The sequence below is a fragment of the Ruegeria sp. TASC047 genome, assembly GCF_059612445.1.
Genome location: NZ_JBXWQP010000037.1, coordinates 12,612 through 28,425, shown reverse-complemented (window position 1 = coordinate 28,425; position 15,814 = coordinate 12,612). Strand labels below are relative to the sequence as shown.

Annotated in this window: 15 protein-coding genes; 6 read left to right on the top strand and 9 right to left on the bottom strand. The window is 56.6% G+C overall.

Features of this window, described 5'->3' with window-relative positions:
* Positions 1–38: 38 nt before the first annotated feature.
* Complete coding sequence (locus tag AC2FLO_RS14680) at positions 39–569, top strand: thiamine pyrophosphate-dependent enzyme (RefSeq protein ID WP_496754902.1); 531 nt, start codon at positions 39–41, stop codon at positions 567–569.
* A gap of 306 nt (positions 570–875) precedes the next feature.
* Here the strand turns inward: AC2FLO_RS14680 and AC2FLO_RS14675 are convergent, their stop codons facing one another.
* The 3 genes from AC2FLO_RS14675 to AC2FLO_RS14665 form a co-directional block, all read right to left on the bottom strand.
* The gene (locus tag AC2FLO_RS14675) at positions 876–1,508 is read right to left on the bottom strand and encodes a tyrosine-type recombinase/integrase (RefSeq protein ID WP_496754898.1); all 633 of its coding nucleotides are present in this window, start codon (positions 1,506–1,508) and stop codon (positions 876–878) included.
* Between the two features lie 253 nt (positions 1,509–1,761).
* Positions 1,762–3,045, bottom strand: a complete 1,284-nt coding sequence (locus AC2FLO_RS14670; RefSeq protein ID WP_496754897.1) for a carbohydrate porin — start codon at positions 3,043–3,045, stop codon at positions 1,762–1,764.
* Between the two features lie 55 nt (positions 3,046–3,100).
* Complete coding sequence (locus AC2FLO_RS14665; protein ID WP_496754895.1) at positions 3,101–4,147, bottom strand: aspartate/glutamate racemase family protein; 1,047 nt, start codon at positions 4,145–4,147, stop codon at positions 3,101–3,103.
* Between the two features lie 254 nt (positions 4,148–4,401).
* Here AC2FLO_RS14665 and AC2FLO_RS14660 point away from each other — a divergent pair, with 254 nt between their 5' ends.
* Together AC2FLO_RS14660 and recO are read left to right on the top strand one after the other, a co-directional pair.
* Positions 4,402–5,406, top strand: coding sequence for a helix-turn-helix domain-containing protein (locus tag AC2FLO_RS14660; RefSeq protein ID WP_496806774.1), 1,005 nt, complete (start codon positions 4,402–4,404; stop codon positions 5,404–5,406).
* A gap of 206 nt (positions 5,407–5,612) precedes the next feature.
* Positions 5,613–6,338, top strand: a complete 726-nt coding sequence (recO, locus tag AC2FLO_RS14655) for a DNA repair protein RecO (RefSeq protein ID WP_496754900.1) — start codon at positions 5,613–5,615, stop codon at positions 6,336–6,338.
* Here the strand turns inward: recO and AC2FLO_RS14650 are convergent.
* From AC2FLO_RS14650 to AC2FLO_RS14640, 3 genes are all read right to left on the bottom strand, one after another.
* Positions 6,322–6,714: an META domain-containing protein gene (locus tag AC2FLO_RS14650; protein WP_496754891.1), complete on the bottom strand. Its 393-nt coding sequence runs from the start codon at positions 6,712–6,714 to the stop codon at positions 6,322–6,324. The genes recO and AC2FLO_RS14650 overlap by 17 nt on opposite strands.
* A gap of 40 nt (positions 6,715–6,754) precedes the next feature.
* Complete coding sequence (locus AC2FLO_RS14645) at positions 6,755–7,309, bottom strand: hypothetical protein (RefSeq protein WP_496804308.1); 555 nt, start codon at positions 7,307–7,309, stop codon at positions 6,755–6,757.
* A 252-nt stretch (positions 7,310–7,561) separates the two neighbouring features.
* Complete coding sequence (locus AC2FLO_RS14640; protein ID WP_496811712.1) at positions 7,562–9,253, bottom strand: acyl-CoA dehydrogenase family protein; 1,692 nt, start codon at positions 9,251–9,253, stop codon at positions 7,562–7,564.
* A gap of 144 nt (positions 9,254–9,397) precedes the next feature.
* On the opposite strand from AC2FLO_RS14640, the gene AC2FLO_RS14635 reads away from it, so the two are divergent.
* The gene (locus tag AC2FLO_RS14635; RefSeq protein ID WP_480483751.1) at positions 9,398–10,162 is read left to right on the top strand and encodes a sulfite exporter TauE/SafE family protein; all 765 of its coding nucleotides are present in this window, start codon (positions 9,398–9,400) and stop codon (positions 10,160–10,162) included.
* Positions 10,163–10,166: 4 nt separating this feature from the next.
* Here AC2FLO_RS14635 and AC2FLO_RS14630 read toward each other — a convergent pair whose 3' ends face one another.
* The 3 genes from AC2FLO_RS14630 to AC2FLO_RS14620 all read right to left on the bottom strand — a co-directional run bounded on the left by AC2FLO_RS14630 (position 10,167) and on the right by AC2FLO_RS14620 (position 13,012).
* Positions 10,167–10,712, bottom strand: coding sequence for a hypothetical protein (locus AC2FLO_RS14630; RefSeq protein ID WP_496754886.1), 546 nt, complete (start codon positions 10,710–10,712; stop codon positions 10,167–10,169).
* 33 nt (positions 10,713–10,745) lie between these two features.
* The gene (locus AC2FLO_RS14625; protein WP_496811711.1) at positions 10,746–11,132 is read right to left on the bottom strand and encodes a hypothetical protein; all 387 of its coding nucleotides are present in this window, start codon (positions 11,130–11,132) and stop codon (positions 10,746–10,748) included.
* Between the two features lie 281 nt (positions 11,133–11,413).
* Positions 11,414–13,012: a phosphoenolpyruvate carboxykinase gene (locus AC2FLO_RS14620; RefSeq protein WP_267364196.1), complete on the bottom strand. Its 1,599-nt coding sequence runs from the start codon at positions 13,010–13,012 to the stop codon at positions 11,414–11,416.
* Positions 13,013–13,357: 345 nt separating this feature from the next.
* Here AC2FLO_RS14620 and AC2FLO_RS14615 point away from each other — a divergent pair, with 345 nt between their 5' ends.
* Complete coding sequence (locus AC2FLO_RS14615; protein ID WP_267364197.1) at positions 13,358–14,062, top strand: response regulator transcription factor; 705 nt, start codon at positions 13,358–13,360, stop codon at positions 14,060–14,062.
* 31 nt (positions 14,063–14,093) lie between these two features.
* Positions 14,094–15,812 (top strand): ATP-binding protein, encoded by a 1,719-nt coding sequence (locus tag AC2FLO_RS14610; protein WP_496754884.1) that lies wholly within the window; start codon positions 14,094–14,096, stop codon positions 15,810–15,812.
* The last annotated feature ends 2 nt before the right edge of the window (positions 15,813–15,814 follow it).

Below are 15,814 nucleotides of genomic sequence, written 5' to 3'. Positions count from 1 at the left end.
AGATCAGCCATGTTCACCGCTCGTTTTTCGAACCGTGAATCACGCAACCCCGCAGAAATCAATGGGTCCTGACCCTAACCCCGGGTGGATTCGCGACGATGGGCTTTGGCCCTCCGGGAGCGATCGGCGCAAAACTGGCAGCCCCTGACCGTGTGGTGATAAGTCTTGTTGGCGATGGGGGATTCGGTCAGAACCCGTCGATGCTGGCAACCGCGGTCGAGCTTGATCTGGGCATCATCTGGCTGGTTATGAACAACAACGCCTTCGGCACTATCGCGGGCCTTCAAAAGGCGCATTACGGTCTGACATACGGGACCACGTTCCCTGGATCAGCCGCAGCTCCTGCAAACGGACCGGGTTATGCAGATATTGCAAGAGCTTATGGTGCAGAAGGGCACAGGCTAAGTGCTGCTGATGAATTGTTGCCCGCATTGGAAGCGGCAATCGCCAGCGGCAAACCAACCGTTCTTGATGTCCCAATGATCAACAACCCAACACCAACGACCGGACATTGGAACATCTTGGACATATACTCACCGGACAAAGAGGTATCTCACGTCGCGACTTGACGAAACTGGGCGCGTTCAGACGCGCCCAGTTTCTTGTGTCAATGCTCATCCGTGTTCGAGCAAATATCAACAGCTCCGTCGCGGCGCGGTCATCGTTGTTGTGTGTCTGAACTTTTTTGTTAGTTAGTTATTCTCAACGAAGCACGTGAGATAATGTCAAATTGCAATAACGCTGAAGTATGTGCGTTCTTAGCGTCCAAGTTTTCTCTCTCGCAGCGAATGGCAGATTCGACGGGATGCGTCGCAGCATAACCAACAGGCGGCCAACGGCAGCTTAGGGCCGTCCATGTAGGCGGCCCAACTTCACTAGATTTCAATGGCTTCAGCGATGGCTAGGGCATCCCCGAGTTCGACGCCCAGATATCTGGCCGTTCTGTCCATTTTGGTGTGGCCCAAAAGGAGCTGAACCGCACGAAGGTTTCCGGTCTTCTTGTAGATCTGAGTGACCTTGGTTCTTCGCATCGAATGCGTGCCATAGGCGCTTGCTTCTAGACCGATCGACGTGACCCAGTCGCGGACGATCCGCGCATATTGACGGGTCGAGATGTGCAGCCGCTCATGGAAGCGACCCGGCCAAAGGTACTCGGAGCCGACCATGAGCTCGTCTTCCATCCACTTCTCGACCGAGGCGCGTGTGCCTTCGGATATCTCAAATCGCACAGGCTTCTGTGTTTTGCTCTGTAGGACCGATGCCCGCTCCTTGATCTGACCGGACGCCATGACATCAACGACTTTCATCTTCACCAGATCGCAACCGCGGAGCTTGCTATCGATCGCCATGTAGAACAGCGCCAGATCGCGATGATTCTCGGCGAGTTCGAGCCTGACGCGGATCGCCCAGACATGTTTTGGCTTTAGTGGTCGCTTTTGACCAACGATGCGGCCTTTGTTCCAGGCTGGGCGCAAAGCGCAAATGGCAGGTAGGTTTGGTGTGTCCATGACTTATCCTCCGATCCGCCATGCCCTCCCAGAACGACAACCCGACGTTGACCGAGGCAACATATCACAGGATGCTGCGCCGCATCTGAGGTCTGGAACGAGCCCATCTTGACTGACGCTGCGGTTCATTCACAAGGCTGCAATACGATTTAACCTGCCGTTGGAGTTGCGTTAGAGGAGCTGATTGTAGCGACCGCCAAACGCATTCCCGATAATTTTACGGGCAACCGAATATTCTCCAACTCACCACTGGCTAAAATGTAACTCTCGCCCGGATCCCGAATACGGCGACCGAACTTTCGGCTGGATTGAAGGCCGGGTTGGACAGAAACTGAATACTGGGAGTAATCGCCAGATTTTGAGCCACTTGCCATCTGTAAAATAGCTCTGCTGCGACCTGACTTTCGTGGGTGTTTTGAACTTCACCCCAACTGGCTCCCAGGCCAACCATACTGTCACGGAATACTCCTTTGGTGAAACCAGCAGAAACGAGACTTTGGTAAAGCGTACCGGCCCCTTCTTTGGCCCACGCAATTCGGCCGAACACCCCAAGGCGCTGTTCCGTAAATGTGTAGGAGCCAGTCAACCCTGCTCCGTAATTGGCGTCATCTGTATGCCAAAGCGCTATGTGCAGGTTGTTAAAAAGGTAGGAAAGGCCAGACAGATCCTGATCGGTCCAGCCAAATTCCAGCGCCTTGAAATATTCACCGTCACCAAGTGTGTCCAGTGACAAATCATCATAGCGCCCATTGGCATCCATGATCATTCCCAGGACATAGAGTTTGCTGCGGGGAAGCCCGACATATCCACCAATGCCGAACGATCCCGCCGACGGGTAACCAATGGTCGGGCTGAGAATGATGCTGTTGTTTTGGAACGTCGTCAGGTTATCTGAATATGGTGTAATGTCGAATTGGGAAAAGGCACTCATTCTGCCGACCCGTAATTCGATGGGTGCGTCACCAAAATCCAATCTTTGCCGCAACATGAAAACGGGAAGCCCCCAGCCTTGATTGCTCCAGTCGGGTGCGGTCGTTCCTGCCCATCCAAAGTTCGGGGCCAAAGCTTCGGGAGCCAAAGCCGTACCAATGCGGTGCCTATTTTCCACGCGTATGTCCAAAGTTCCCGCTCGGGACGGATTGCTACGACCCCAAAGATCCCAGCTGACATAAGCCCGGAAGATCCCACCGACTGCACTGTCTTCTCCGACTTCGTTGGTCGTACCTTGCGCCGCAAAGTTATAGTCAAAGCCCAGCCTGACACCTTTGTCTTCTGCAATCCGCGCTTTCCAGTCATTCCAAGGCTCAAGTACCCGGTCGATACCTGGAAAATCGAAAGCGGCCTCTTTAGGTTCGTTATCCGCTTCTATTCTTGCCGGAACTTCGTTAGGGCCGCGCGGAATTGTTCTGGCTTGGCCATCGGTCTCAGTTGCTGCCGCGCTTTCCTCTGAAGTGGCTGAAGCGGGAGAGGCAAGGCCTAGGATCATGGCCAGCAGAAGTGATGCCGTCAATCGCTCCAATTGTATTTGGCTCTTCATTCATTTTGCCTGCGTTTTGAAACCATTGGCTGGATCAGATGTGACGCCGAAGATCTCAGATAACCCCATAGAAGGGACGTCTCAGGCAGCCGTCGTGGATCCACTTGGTAAGCGTGGTGTAATCCCACACGGGCAACCTTACGGCATTCTGTACCGCATGTGCCGCGGGTGGCAGCTCTGTGCATTCCAGCAAAATTGAGCCGATTGACGGATCTTTTTCCACGAGCGAGCGCGCCATCGCAACGATCTCCTGCTCCAGCAACAACATGTTATAGCTGCCCACAAGGTTCAGGACTTTCTTCATTTCCGGACCATTTTCCAGGCCGCCTATTACAATTCTCTCGGCCTTGTCTTCAGGAGACACACCGCAGTTCTCAATAGCGGGTCCGGCCGCAAGAACTTCGCCACTAGCAGTAATGACGCCAACCTTTTTCTTCCTCGGCAGGCTTTGCAGAATTGTCGGAAGCTGAATGAGGCTGGAGGAATAGAATGGGGTGTCAATCCGCTCGGTGACAACTTTCTGATAAGTTCCAAAGAAGCCGCAATTCCCCATAATGGCGCGCACCCCCTGAAGCTCCAGCCAGCGAGCGGCCTTGACGATCTCGTCCGTGAAGGCTTCCGGTGGCTCCAGAGCCATGATGTCATACGGGTTTTCCGGCAGCATCTCGCGGTAGAGCAGCGGAAAATCGAATGTCGTGGCATTCCCCATGTTGCCCGGTGCCATTGGCAGGTGCGCTCGAAGTTGTATCAGGCCAATTGTGACGCCACCGACATTGCGTCCCATCCACCAGTTCACGTTGGCGTCCTTTTCCGTGGACGGCACATAGTAATCACTGGTCGGCTCGCCCGGCTTAAATGTCTCAGATGGAGCGGTGTATTCAGCGGGAACATCCGACGGTGGGCTATTGCTGTAGACCGCCTGGGCATCGGCCCGGCCACCGACCATCATCGTCGCGCCGATGGCACCGCCAGCCACCAACAGTTCGCGCCGCCCAGGCGATTGAAGGGCGTTCTCAGAGACTTCCGCAGGGGTATCGTCATTCCCCTTCTGTCTCGAAATCTTTTCTCTGTGAGTTTGGTCGCTCTCGAAATGATCAGTCATTTTAAGCCCTCCTCGCAGTAACTCTGGCCATGCTCCACGGTTCTGGCGGGCAGGACATATAAAATCGGCGCTATGTGAGATCAGAAAAGCCCATCTACGCTTTGGCGTCCTTTCTTTCTCGGACAGCGTCATCAATTGACTGACCGAGATTGATTGGTACGATAAGATTTCATTTCCGCAACGTTTTTGATTGGTGATGTTATGGAAGAATGCGCCGCCAGATTATTTCATCTGTCCGTATTCGCAGGCCGGCCATGAGTGAACTCCCCCTAATCCGGCTAAATTCGGCTGCGGTATTGGTCGCCGCCCTGGACAAGATGCGATTGCCCACTGACGCCATTTTGGACGGCGTCGGCTTGAAGCGATCCGCATTCGAAAATGCTAAGACCTTTGTCCCTGCATTGGTAATCTACCAGCTTTGCGAAGATGCAGCTGCCGCCGCTGGAGACCCGGCATTCCTAGCCCACCTCGGAGAGGCTGTGAACACCGCGACATGGCCGCCAATGGTTGCTGCTAGCGCCGAAGCCTCAGACTTGGGCCAATTGCTCACGCGGTTTGCCATTGAAGCAACAGAGCATTCCAGTGCTCAAACGCAGTCCCTGGAAATTCACGGGGATCGGGCAGTATTTCACGGACGCCGGGCTTTTGAGCCGTCATTTATTCCTGCGCAAATCGACGGATTTTTTTCAGCATTGATGGTGTCAGTCATTCGTCGTGCAATGGGTGAGGAATGGAATGCTCATGATGTCGTTGTGACGGTAAGTGACCCGAGTGCCCTGCCGCCGTTGTTTTTCGGCATCAAGGCCATAAAAGGAGATCGGCACGGATACCGGCTTGGGTTTCCATCAAGATGGCTGACAACTCCATTCTACCAGTCCGAATTTGAACAACGCTCGACCATGGACGCGACCAGTGGGTTTCCGTCGCGCAAGGCGGCGGCCGCAATTGAGCAAGCTCTTCGACCATTTGTTGGCGAAGTGGCTTTGACATCGCAGTCGGCCGCTAAACTCTGCGGAAAATCTGAGCGCAGCATTTCAAGGTTGCTTGAAAAGGAAAAAACCAGCCTTGGTGAAATCCTCGTCCGCGTCAAAACAGATTACGCAGTGAACATGTTGAAGCAAACAGATAGACCGATTGTAAATATTGCCCACTCCCTTGGATATTCGACCCCAACCAGTTTTACACGTTCGTTCAAGAAATGGGTCGGGCAAACCCCGAGTGAGTTCAGACGGCGGGCCAATAATCAGCCTTCGATATGAAGTGGACTTGAGCGGAAAATTTTGAAAGCGGACGTTGTCGCAATCCGCAGCGAATTCACACTTTGTCCGCATAGATGCCCAGTCCCCTGCCGTCGGACCAAGCGATTGACGTATCTTTCCGCGTTTGATGTGCAAAACCATTGCAGAACGGAACCCTTCACGATTTTCTGGGAACACCACAACTTAATCACCGACAGGACCCCGAATTGGACTGGCGCGACCACGGCATCCTACTGACCTCTCGCCGCCACGGCGAAACCTCGGCGATTATCGAGGTCTTTACCGAATCCCACGGGCGTCATGCCGGTGTGGTGCGGGGCGGGACCAGCCGCAAGATCGCACCCATCCTGCAACCCGGCGCGCAGCTGGACGTGCTGTGGCGCGCGCGGCTGGAAGAACATATCGGCACCTTTCAGGTCGAACCTCTGCGCTCGCGCGCGGCGGCGGCGTTTTCCGGGCGGCTGGCCCTGTCCGGGCTGAACGCCGTCGTGTCGCTTTTGTCCTTCTGCCTGCCCGAACGAGAGGCGCATCCGGCGCTCTATACCCGGACCGAGCGGTTGATGGACCTGTTGGGACAGGATGAGATCTGGCCGCTGGCCTACCTGCGATGGGAACTGGCGTTGCTGGACGAGCTTGGCTTTGGCCTTGATCTGACCGCCTGCGCCGCGACCGGCACGACTGAGGGGCTGGTCTATGTGTCGCCCAAGACCGGGCGCGCTGTCAGTGTCAAAGGAGCGGGGGAATGGGCAGACAAGCTGTTGCCGCTGCCGCCCTGCCTGCGGGGCGAAGGCACCGCGCCGGATGTCGAGATTGCGCAGGCTTTGCGCACAACCGGGTATTTCCTGAACCACCGCGTCGCCCCTGCGCTGGGGCATAACCCACTGCCCGAGGCGCGCGCGCGGTTTGTGGATCAGGTCACTCGGCGGCTGTGAACACCATCTCGTGCCCGTCCTCATTGCGCAGGATCAGCACATCGCCCGACACTTCGGATTGGGTCATGGCCAAAAGGGCGGCGAAATAGACCCCTTCGGCCTCAAGCCCGGCGCAGGCGGCCCGCGTTGCTCTCAGGTCCTGAATTTCGAACCACGGGTAGGGCGCGTTCAGCGTGCCGTCATAACTGTTGCAGGGGGCATTTCCGGTGATCCTGCCCTCTTCTGGGAACCGTAGCAAGGCGCTGGCGGCAAAGGGCTGTCCGTCGATCTCCTGCAACGCCCATGTCCGGTCTGCCGCGCCATAGGCGGCGACGGTTTCATCCCTGTCGCATTGAAACAGGGCCATCAAAGGCAGGGTCAGGATCAGGCGTGTCATGGCAGGGTTCTAGCGTATCAGCCCTGTCGGCGAAACCGGGTCAGTAGGGCAATGACCCGTTCAGAAGCCGCTCGCGCACTTCCAGCCGGGGTGCCCAGTTGTATCGCGTATCCTCTCGCACCGGCGCCCAGAACAAGGCACCGCTGTTGCGCCAGGGGTCGAGGATGATACCGTCATACATCGTGTCCCCCTTGGCGCTGATCGATGCCGAATGGTGGATGATGCGAAACGGGGTCGGAGGCGACGTGGCCCAGTTCAGGTCCAGCGTCCGGAAATTTTCCTGCCGCAAGCGTTTGGTCATCGCTTCGGCCCAGTCATTGCACAGACCCTTTTCGCGGAACCCGTTGATGACCTTGGCGTTGTGGATGATGGCCGGGTCGGTGACGTTCCAGTCCTGCTTCAGCTGCTGCGAATAGGCATAGGCAATCGTGGCCGCTTGCTGTGCCTCGGCCGGATCGACATTGGGCCCAAGCGCCTGGATCGATTTCGCCAGCGCGTCCACATCACTCCGGCTCACCGTCGGCTGAGACGTGGTGCAAGCCGCCAGAGCAAGAGCCGCAAGAACGGCCCAAATGGCAAGGAAAGGTCGGGTCATGCGGTATTCCAAAAGTTAATTTCGACGCCTCGTGTCCGGTTGATGCTCTACCGGTGAAAAGGGCGGGATCAAAGGGGGAAGTTTTGAAACACGCAGGTCAGATATGACCGTTACGCGGGCCGCGAGGGGCGATGGTATGTATTGTACAAAACGTACTCTGCATGGTTCGGACCGCGTACAGATTGTACAAAACAGGAAAAAGACCCGGCGCAAGCGCCGGGCCAGTCGGGGAAACAGGACTGCCGAAATGGGTCACCCGAGCAGACGTCGTGCGATGACCTGTGCCTGAATTTCGGCCGCCCCTTCGAAAATGTTAAGGATACGCGCGTCACACAGAACGCGGCTGATCTTGTATTCCAGCGCGAAGCCGTTGCCGCCATGAATCTGCAACCCGTTATCCGCCGCAGCCCAGGCCACACGCGCACCAAGCAGCTTGGCCATACCGGCCTCAAGGTCACAGCGCTGGCCGTGATCTTTTTCCCATGCGCTGAAATAGGTCAGCTGACGCGCGATCATGATTTCGACCGCTATCATCGCCAGTTTGCCGGACACGCGCGGGAAGTTGATCAGGGATTTTCCGAACTGCTTGCGGTCGATCGCATATTGCATGGCGATGTCCAGCGCACACTGTGCCACGCCGATGGCGCGGGCGGCAGTCTGGATGCGCGCACTTTCGAAGGTTTCCATCAACTGTTTGAAACCTTTGCCTTCTTCTCCGCCCAGCAGGTTCTCACCCTTGACGTGGAAGCCGTCAAAACCCAGCTCGTATTCCTTCATACCGCGATAGCCCAGAACCTCGATCTCGCCACCGGTCATGCCGGGGGTTGGGAAGGGGTTCTCGTCTGTGCCCGGTGTCTTTTCCGCCAGGAACATGGACAGGCCGCGGTGGTCGGTGCTGTCGGGGTTTGTCCGCGCCAGCAGGGTCATCACATGGGTTCGCGCGGCGTGGGTGATCCAGGTCTTGTTGCCGGTTATCTTGTAATCGCCATTCGCGTCCTTGACCGCGCGCGTGCGCAGGCTGCCAAGGTCTGAACCGGTGTTAGGTTCCGTGAAAACGGCGGTCGGCAGGATCTCGGCACTGGCAATCTTTGGCAACCACTGTGCCTTTTGCGCGTCGGTGCCGCCCGCGATGATCAACTCGGCCGCAATCTCGGATCGGGTACCCAGCGAACCCACGCCGATATAGCCACGCGACAGTTCCTCGGACACCACGCACATCGACGCTTTGGACAGGCCAAACCCACCGAACTCCTCGGGGATGGTCAGACCAAAAACGCCCATTTCCGCCAGTTCTTCAATGATTTCCAGCGGAATCAGTTCATCCTTCAGGTGCCAGTCATGCGCGTTTGGTTCGACCTTTTCCTGCGCGTAGCGGCGGAACTGGTCCCGGATCATCTCAAGCTCTTCATCCAGACCGGACGCGCCGAACATCGGAGCTCCGGCCTGATCCTGCATCAGCGCAACCAGACGGCTACGTGCGGCCTGAGAATTGGCCCGTGCCATCAGGGTCTGCACTTCGGTCGACTGAAAGCCCGACAGCGCGTCCCAGCCAAGCCCCATATCCTGAAGACGCACCACCTCGCCTTGGTTCATCGGAATACCGCCCGCGACCTGGTGCAGATATTCGCCAAAGGCTATCTGGTGCAGCAACTGCTCGATCTCGCCAAATTTACCATCGGCTTGCAGCGCTTCTGCCCAGCGCTGCATCTGTTGCAGCGACTGCGAATATGTCGCCAGCCAGGCCAGACCATGCGCGGCGGTCTGATTTGCTTCGATCAAAACGCCAGAGACCCGGCCCTCAGCAGTCACCATGCCACGCACGGATGCGCGGGCTTTTTCAAAAACGGCGTCCACAGCAGGCACGGCGGCCCGCGTTAAATCCAGAAGATCGGGCAAAACTGCATCAGTTGTCATTTGGGTCATATCCTGTCCGTCATGGGCCATGAATCGCGTCCTTTCCTCGGTCGTCTGGTCATATCATGCTGCACGTGCAGCGCAACAAAAATACTCAATTTGCTGCTAGAAAGTTCAAAAATTACCTTATCATTTTTGCAATGCAGAAGAAAATCCAGATGATATCTAGAAGGCATGGACCTGTTTTCCCTTCTGTCGCCGCAAGAGCTGTTACTTGCCATCGCCGTCGCCTTTGCCGCCGGATGGGTCAAGGGCATGGTTGGATTTGCCATGCCCATGGTGTTTGTATCTGGCCTGAATTCGTTTCTGCCACCGGATCTGACCCTAGCAGGGCTTATTCTGCCGACCCTTGTCACCAACGGCGTTCAGGCTTTTCGCGGGGGCGCCAGCGCCGCACTCAGCTCTATTCGACGATTTCGGGTGTTCCTGGTCGTTGGCGGTATTTTTCTGGTACTGAGCGCACAGCTGGTTACGCTGGTGCCCGGTTCGGTCTTCCTGCTGCTGATCGGCGCATTCGTGTCCTTCTTCGCCCTTGTGCAGGTTCTGGGCGTCAGGCTGGTACTACATCATCCATCAACCGGTGTTGAGGCTATTGTTGGCGGCGTCGCCGGGTTCGTGGGTGGCATGTCGGGCATCTGGGGTCCCCCCACAGTTGCTTATCTGACGGCTTTGAATACCCCGAAGGCCGAGCAGATCCGAATTCAGGGCGTCATCTATGGATTGGGGGCGGTCATGTTACTGGCCGCGCATGTCTGGTCCGGTTTTCTGCGGGTGCAAACGGTTCCGTTTTCAGTAATACTGATCTTTCCTGCCATGCTTGGCATGTGGGTTGGTTTGAAATTGCAGGATCGCATCGATCAGGCCAGCTTTCGCAAGGCGACGCTGTTCGTTTTACTGGTAGCGGGATTGAACCTGCTGCGGCGTGGCCTGATGGGCTGAGGTGCTAGCCCGGTCGCCTGTCTGCAAACCGGAACGCGAAGTAGAGACCCAGCATCAGAAAGAACAGGCCCGAGATGTCGCCGATAAGGAACGCGATGTACTCAACCGTTGCACTGCCAAAGACCAGATTGGTCAGGCCAGAGACCAGAATGGATGTGGCTATGCCCACGCCCATAACGCAAATCCAGCAGGGTTTGCGGTTCGGGTTGGGGAACAGGTCCCATCCGACAGCCTTGAGCAGATAGAAAACCGCAGGAACTGTCAGAACCGCGACAGCAATTGCCAGCAGGCGGGTGGGCAGGAAAACATCCGTTCCCGCCAGATAAGCAAAGACGATGAACACACCCGGCAGCAACGCAAATACTGCGCGCCACCCCAGCAACCAGGCCGACAGAACCCGCACGCCATGCGGCAAAAACAGCAGGCTCGCCCGGCTTGGGTATTCTGGAAAAAACATGTTCTGCATTGGCATCAGCACGGCGAAGGTCAGTATCGACGCCAGCACATAAGCCAGTGAAGCCGCAAGGGTGTCAGTCGCCCAGCCGCGCATTGCGATCACATCACCGTGCGCGCACGGGGCGCGTCATCTGGGGGCATGAACGATGTACCGCCCGCGGTTGGCGCTGCCGCTTTGCGAAAGATAGCCTTTTTCGACCAGCGATTTCAGCGCGCGGAAAAAAGTTGGGCGTGAAATGCTTTGGACCAAAGTATGCTCGATCAAACCAAACGTACGCACTTCCTGAGTGGATTTTGAAAGCTCTTCCGCGGCGTAATAGATGTCGCGCTCAACCGGAGATAGTTTTTCCAGCCCAAGCGTCCGCTCCATGCTTTGCATCAATTTGCGTAGTTCGGTGAGTTTCGAGATTTCCGTCATGGTGTTACCTGTAGTTTTCTGTGCCAACCGCCGCCTGTCCGCGACCATTTGAACCACGCTGATCGCAATACTAACCAGCCAGTCCCATGTTGACACTCATCCCCGTTTACTTAGACTAGAAGCCTGATTAGGTTGCTCAATCCAGCGTTGTGAGTGTGCGCATATGAGCTTCCATAAAGTCCTTTCAGTCAGTGCCCGGCGCGAATGTGCCGGGCTTTTTCGTCTCAACAGTAAATATGCCTAGCGCAGATCGCACTTTGAAACAACGCACTTGTATGTGCTTTTAACGACATACAGCTATAAGATGAGTATTCGGCGGACAGCTAAAAAAGCTGCGGATCGGCAAAAAGAAAGGGGCCCAGCGGCCCCTTTTTCGTTTATCCGATTGCGACGGCTTTGATGTCGTCGTCAATGAACGGCAGATACTGCTCAAAGTTCTCGGCGAACATCTGCACCAGTTTCTCAGCCTGCTTGTCGAATGCGGCCTGATCATCCCAGGTCCGACGCGGGTCAAGCAGAACTTCGGGGACGCCTGGGACAGAGACGGGAACGTCAAAGCCGAAATTGGCGTCCTTGCGGAATTCGGCGTCGCGCAGTGAACCATCCAGCGCTGCGGTCAGCAGGGCGCGGGTGGCCTTGATCGGCATCCGGCTGCCGACACCATAGGCGCCACCGGTCCAACCTGTATTGACCAGCCAGCAGGTCGCGCCGTGCTGGGCGATCTTGTCGCGCAGCAGGTTTCCGTAGACTTCCGGGCGACGCGGCATGAACGGCGCACCGAAGCAGGTCGAGAAGGTGGGCTGCGGTTCGGTTACGCCACGCTCGGTCCCGGCCACCTTTGACGTGAAGCCCGACAGGAAGTGATACATTGCCTGTGCAGGCGTCAGCCGCGCGATCGGAGGCAGTACACCAAAGGCATCGCAGGTCAGCATGATGATGTTCTTCGGATGACCACCCAGCGCGCTTTTCGAGGCGTTCGAGATATATTCAAGCGGATAGGCGCAACGCATGTTCGCGGTCAGCGAGTCGTCGTCGAAATCCAGTTCCTTGGTCTCGGGGTCAAAGACCATGTTTTCGATCACGGTGCCGAATTTCGAGGTGGTCGCATAAATTTCCGGCTCGGCTTCGGCGTTCAGGTTGATGGTCTTGGCATAGCAGCCGCCTTCGAAGTTGAAGGTGCCCCGATCCGACCAGCCGTGCTCGTCATCTCCGATCAGCGTGCGCGACGGATCGGCGGACAGGGTTGTCTTGCCGGTACCGGACAGACCAAAGAACACGGCGGTATCGACCGCGTTTCCGACAGCATGGTTGGCCGAGCAGTGCATCGGCATCACGCCTTTTTCTGGCAGCATGTAGTTCAGCAGGGTGAATACGGATTTTTTGTTCTCGCCCGCATATTCGGTGCCGCCGATCAGAATCAGCTTGCGGTCGAAGTTCAGCGCAATAACCGTCTCGCTGCGGCAGTTATGTTTGGCCGGGTCAGCCTGAAAGCTGGGGCAGTTGATGATGGTGAAGTCCGCGGTGAACTCGTCCAGATCCTCGCGATCCGGGCGGCGCAGCAGGTGACGGATGAATAGGTTGTGCCAGGCAAGCTCGGTCACCATGCGCACGTTGATCGCGTAGGTCGGATCGGCACCGCCGACGAGATCCTGCACGAAATAGTCACGGCCTTTCATATGGGCCAGCATGTCTTGGTAGAGGGCGTCAAATCCCTCGGGGGTCATCTCGGCATTGTTTTCCCACCAGATAGTGTCAGCCACGCTGCTGGTTTTGACGACGTGCTTGTCCTTGGGCGAGCGACCGGTGAACTTGCCAGTGGTGACCAGAAAGGCACCGCCATTCCCAAGTGTACCTTCGCCGCGCTTCAGCGCTTCTTCGATCAGCGCCGGTTCCATGAAGTTATAATAGACATTGCCCAGACCCTCGATGCCCTGATCCTCGAGGCGGAATTGCGGGTTAACCCGTCCAGATGTCATGTGTATTTTCTCCTGTGGCGGCGCGGGGGCTTTGGGCCCTGAGGCGCCTTTGGGGCAGTGTACCGGGAAAACCGGCGGTTGGGCGCGTCTTACCACGGTCGTTCAGGACATGAACAGGCGGGTTTGACGCAGTTAGCGCAACCAAGTTCGGGTTTAGCGCCATCACAAATTCAATGACTGAGAACTGGGCATATTTTTGCGGGCATAAAGGCAAATTTGCCGCAGACCTGCCGCAACAAAGGCACGATTCGCAGTTACGGATTGATTCGGCGTCTTAAAACCGCCAACAATGCCTTACAAATAAGCGAATTATTGCGCGAGTGAGCAGGAATAGGGGTGAGCCCGATGTCAAAGATTGCACTTGTGGATGACGATAGAAACATTCTGACGTCTGTATCCATGACACTCGAAGCCGAAGGTTTCGAGGTTGAAACTTATAATGATGGCCAGGCCGCGTTGGATGCGTTCAACAAAAAGCTGCCTGATATGGCCGTACTCGATATAAAGATGCCGCGAATGGATGGCATGGATCTGCTGCAGCGGCTGCGTCAGAAAACGCAGATGCCGGTGATCTTTCTGACCTCGAAAGATGATGAAATCGACGAGGTTCTAGGTCTACGCATGGGCGCGGATGACTATGTGAAAAAGCCCTTCTCGCAACGGTTGCTGGTTGAGCGCATCCGCGCCCTGCTGCGTCGGCAAGAAGCAACAAGCGGCGACGCGATTGCGGCCAATAGCAACGACACAAAGGTTATGGAACGCGGCGACTTGCGGATGGACCCGCTGCGCCATGCGGTCAGCTGGAAAGGGAATGATGTATCCCTGACCGTGACCGAATTCCTGCTTCTTCAGGCACTTGCCCAGCGTCCGGGTTTCGTCAAAAGCCGCGACCAGCTGATGGATGTGGCCTATGATGATCAGGTTTATGTGGATGACCGGACGATCGACAGCCACATCAAGCGTCTGCGCAAGAAGATGCGCGCGGCTGATCCCGAGTTTTCGGCGATCGAAACCCTTTATGGTATCGGTTATCGGTACAACGAAGAATAGGCGCCACGCCAGCAAGGGGTAATGGGCTCTCGTGCGCGACACCGAAGCAGCCAGCGAACTACGTGACGGTGACGTCGTACTCGGGGATGACTGGGTCATTCCCGACGATACCGAGTCAGCGGAACTGAGGGAAAAGCGGTCCCAGAGAAACCTGTTTTCTCTGCGAGGCTCGCCTTTGGCGCGCAAGATCATCACCTTTAACCTGATCGCGCTGGTGATCCTGGTTACAGGATTGCTGTATCTGGACGATTCGCGGAAAGAGACGGTTCAGCAGACGGCGCGCAATCTGCTTGGCGATGCGCAGCTGGTCAGCAACGTCTTTGAAACCCAGCTGCGCCAGGGTGCGCAACACACCGCGCAGGATGCTGGCAACCTCGACGTCAGAGATACGCTGTCAGGTTTGACACTTCCTGAAGGCGGGGAAGTCTTTGTCTATGACGCCAGTGGCACCCTGATTGGCTGGACACGCGGTGCCCCGCAAGTGTCGGCCATGCCGGTTCTTCTGCAAACCAGTTCCGAGGTGCAAACCGGCAGCACAGTGATCAGCGACACGTTGAATGCGGTGTGGATCGGTGTGTCGAACCTTCTCAACTGGTCGACCGAGGTTGAGGCACCGACGCTGGCACAACGGGTGCAGGGAATAATCCCGCAGGCGCTGGCAGGCCAAAGTCAGGTTCAGGCTGTTCAGGACGCCGCAGGTGAGACCGTGATCGTGGCCGCTGCGCCGATCCTCTACGAAGATACCCCAGCCGGAGCTGTTGCAATCACAGGCCCCGCTGGTGAGATCGACGCATTGGCCCGCCGCGAGCAGGAGCGAATTCTGCAAATGTTCGTGGTGGCTTTGCTGGTTTCGGTGGGCCTGAGCCTTGTGCTGGCTTCGACCATCGCCAACCCGCTGGCAGATCTGGCCGCAGCGGCGGAAATGGGTAAGGACCGAGGCACAGGGGTTAATCCGGGGCGCATTCGCATCCCTGATCTAAGCGCCCGTCCGGATGAAATTGGTCGCCTCAGCCGCGCTTTACGGGGCATGGTGACTGCTCTGTATAATCGGATCGACGCAAACGAACAGTTCGCCGCTGATGTCGCCCACGAAATCAAGAACCCCTTGGCCAGCCTGCAATCCGCTGTTGGCACGCTTCGCATGGTCAAGCGCGAAGATCAGCGCGACAAGCTGCTGGGTGTAATCGAACATGACGTTCGGCGCCTGGACCGGCTGGTCAGCGACATCTCGAACGCGTCACGTCTTGATGCGGAACTGGTTAAGGAAGAAGAGCAGCCCTTTGATCTACTCAAGCTGATTGGCAATATTGGTCAATATCTGGGTGAGGACGCGCGATCCAAGGGGATTGACTATATCACCGATCTGCCATCCGAACCGATTGTCATTAACGGGCTTGAGGCACGGCTGGCGCAGGTATTCGTCAATCTGATCACCAATGCCATTTCCTTCTGTGAAGAAAGTGACGCCATCCGCGTCTGGGTACGTCAGCGAGACAATCGTGTTCTAGTCGTGGTCGAAGACACCGGGCCGGGTATTCCGGAACAGGCCTTGACCAAAGTGTTCAAGCGCTTCTATTCGCAACGCCCACCTGAGCATTTTGGCAACAATTCGGGGCTCGGTCTGGCCATCTCGAAACAGATTGTCGAAGCCCATGGCGGCGTAATCTGGGCTGAGAATATCCGCCCGACCGAAGCGGATATTACGTCAGACCCGCTAGGCGCGCGTTTTGTGGTGGGGTTACCTGTATAACT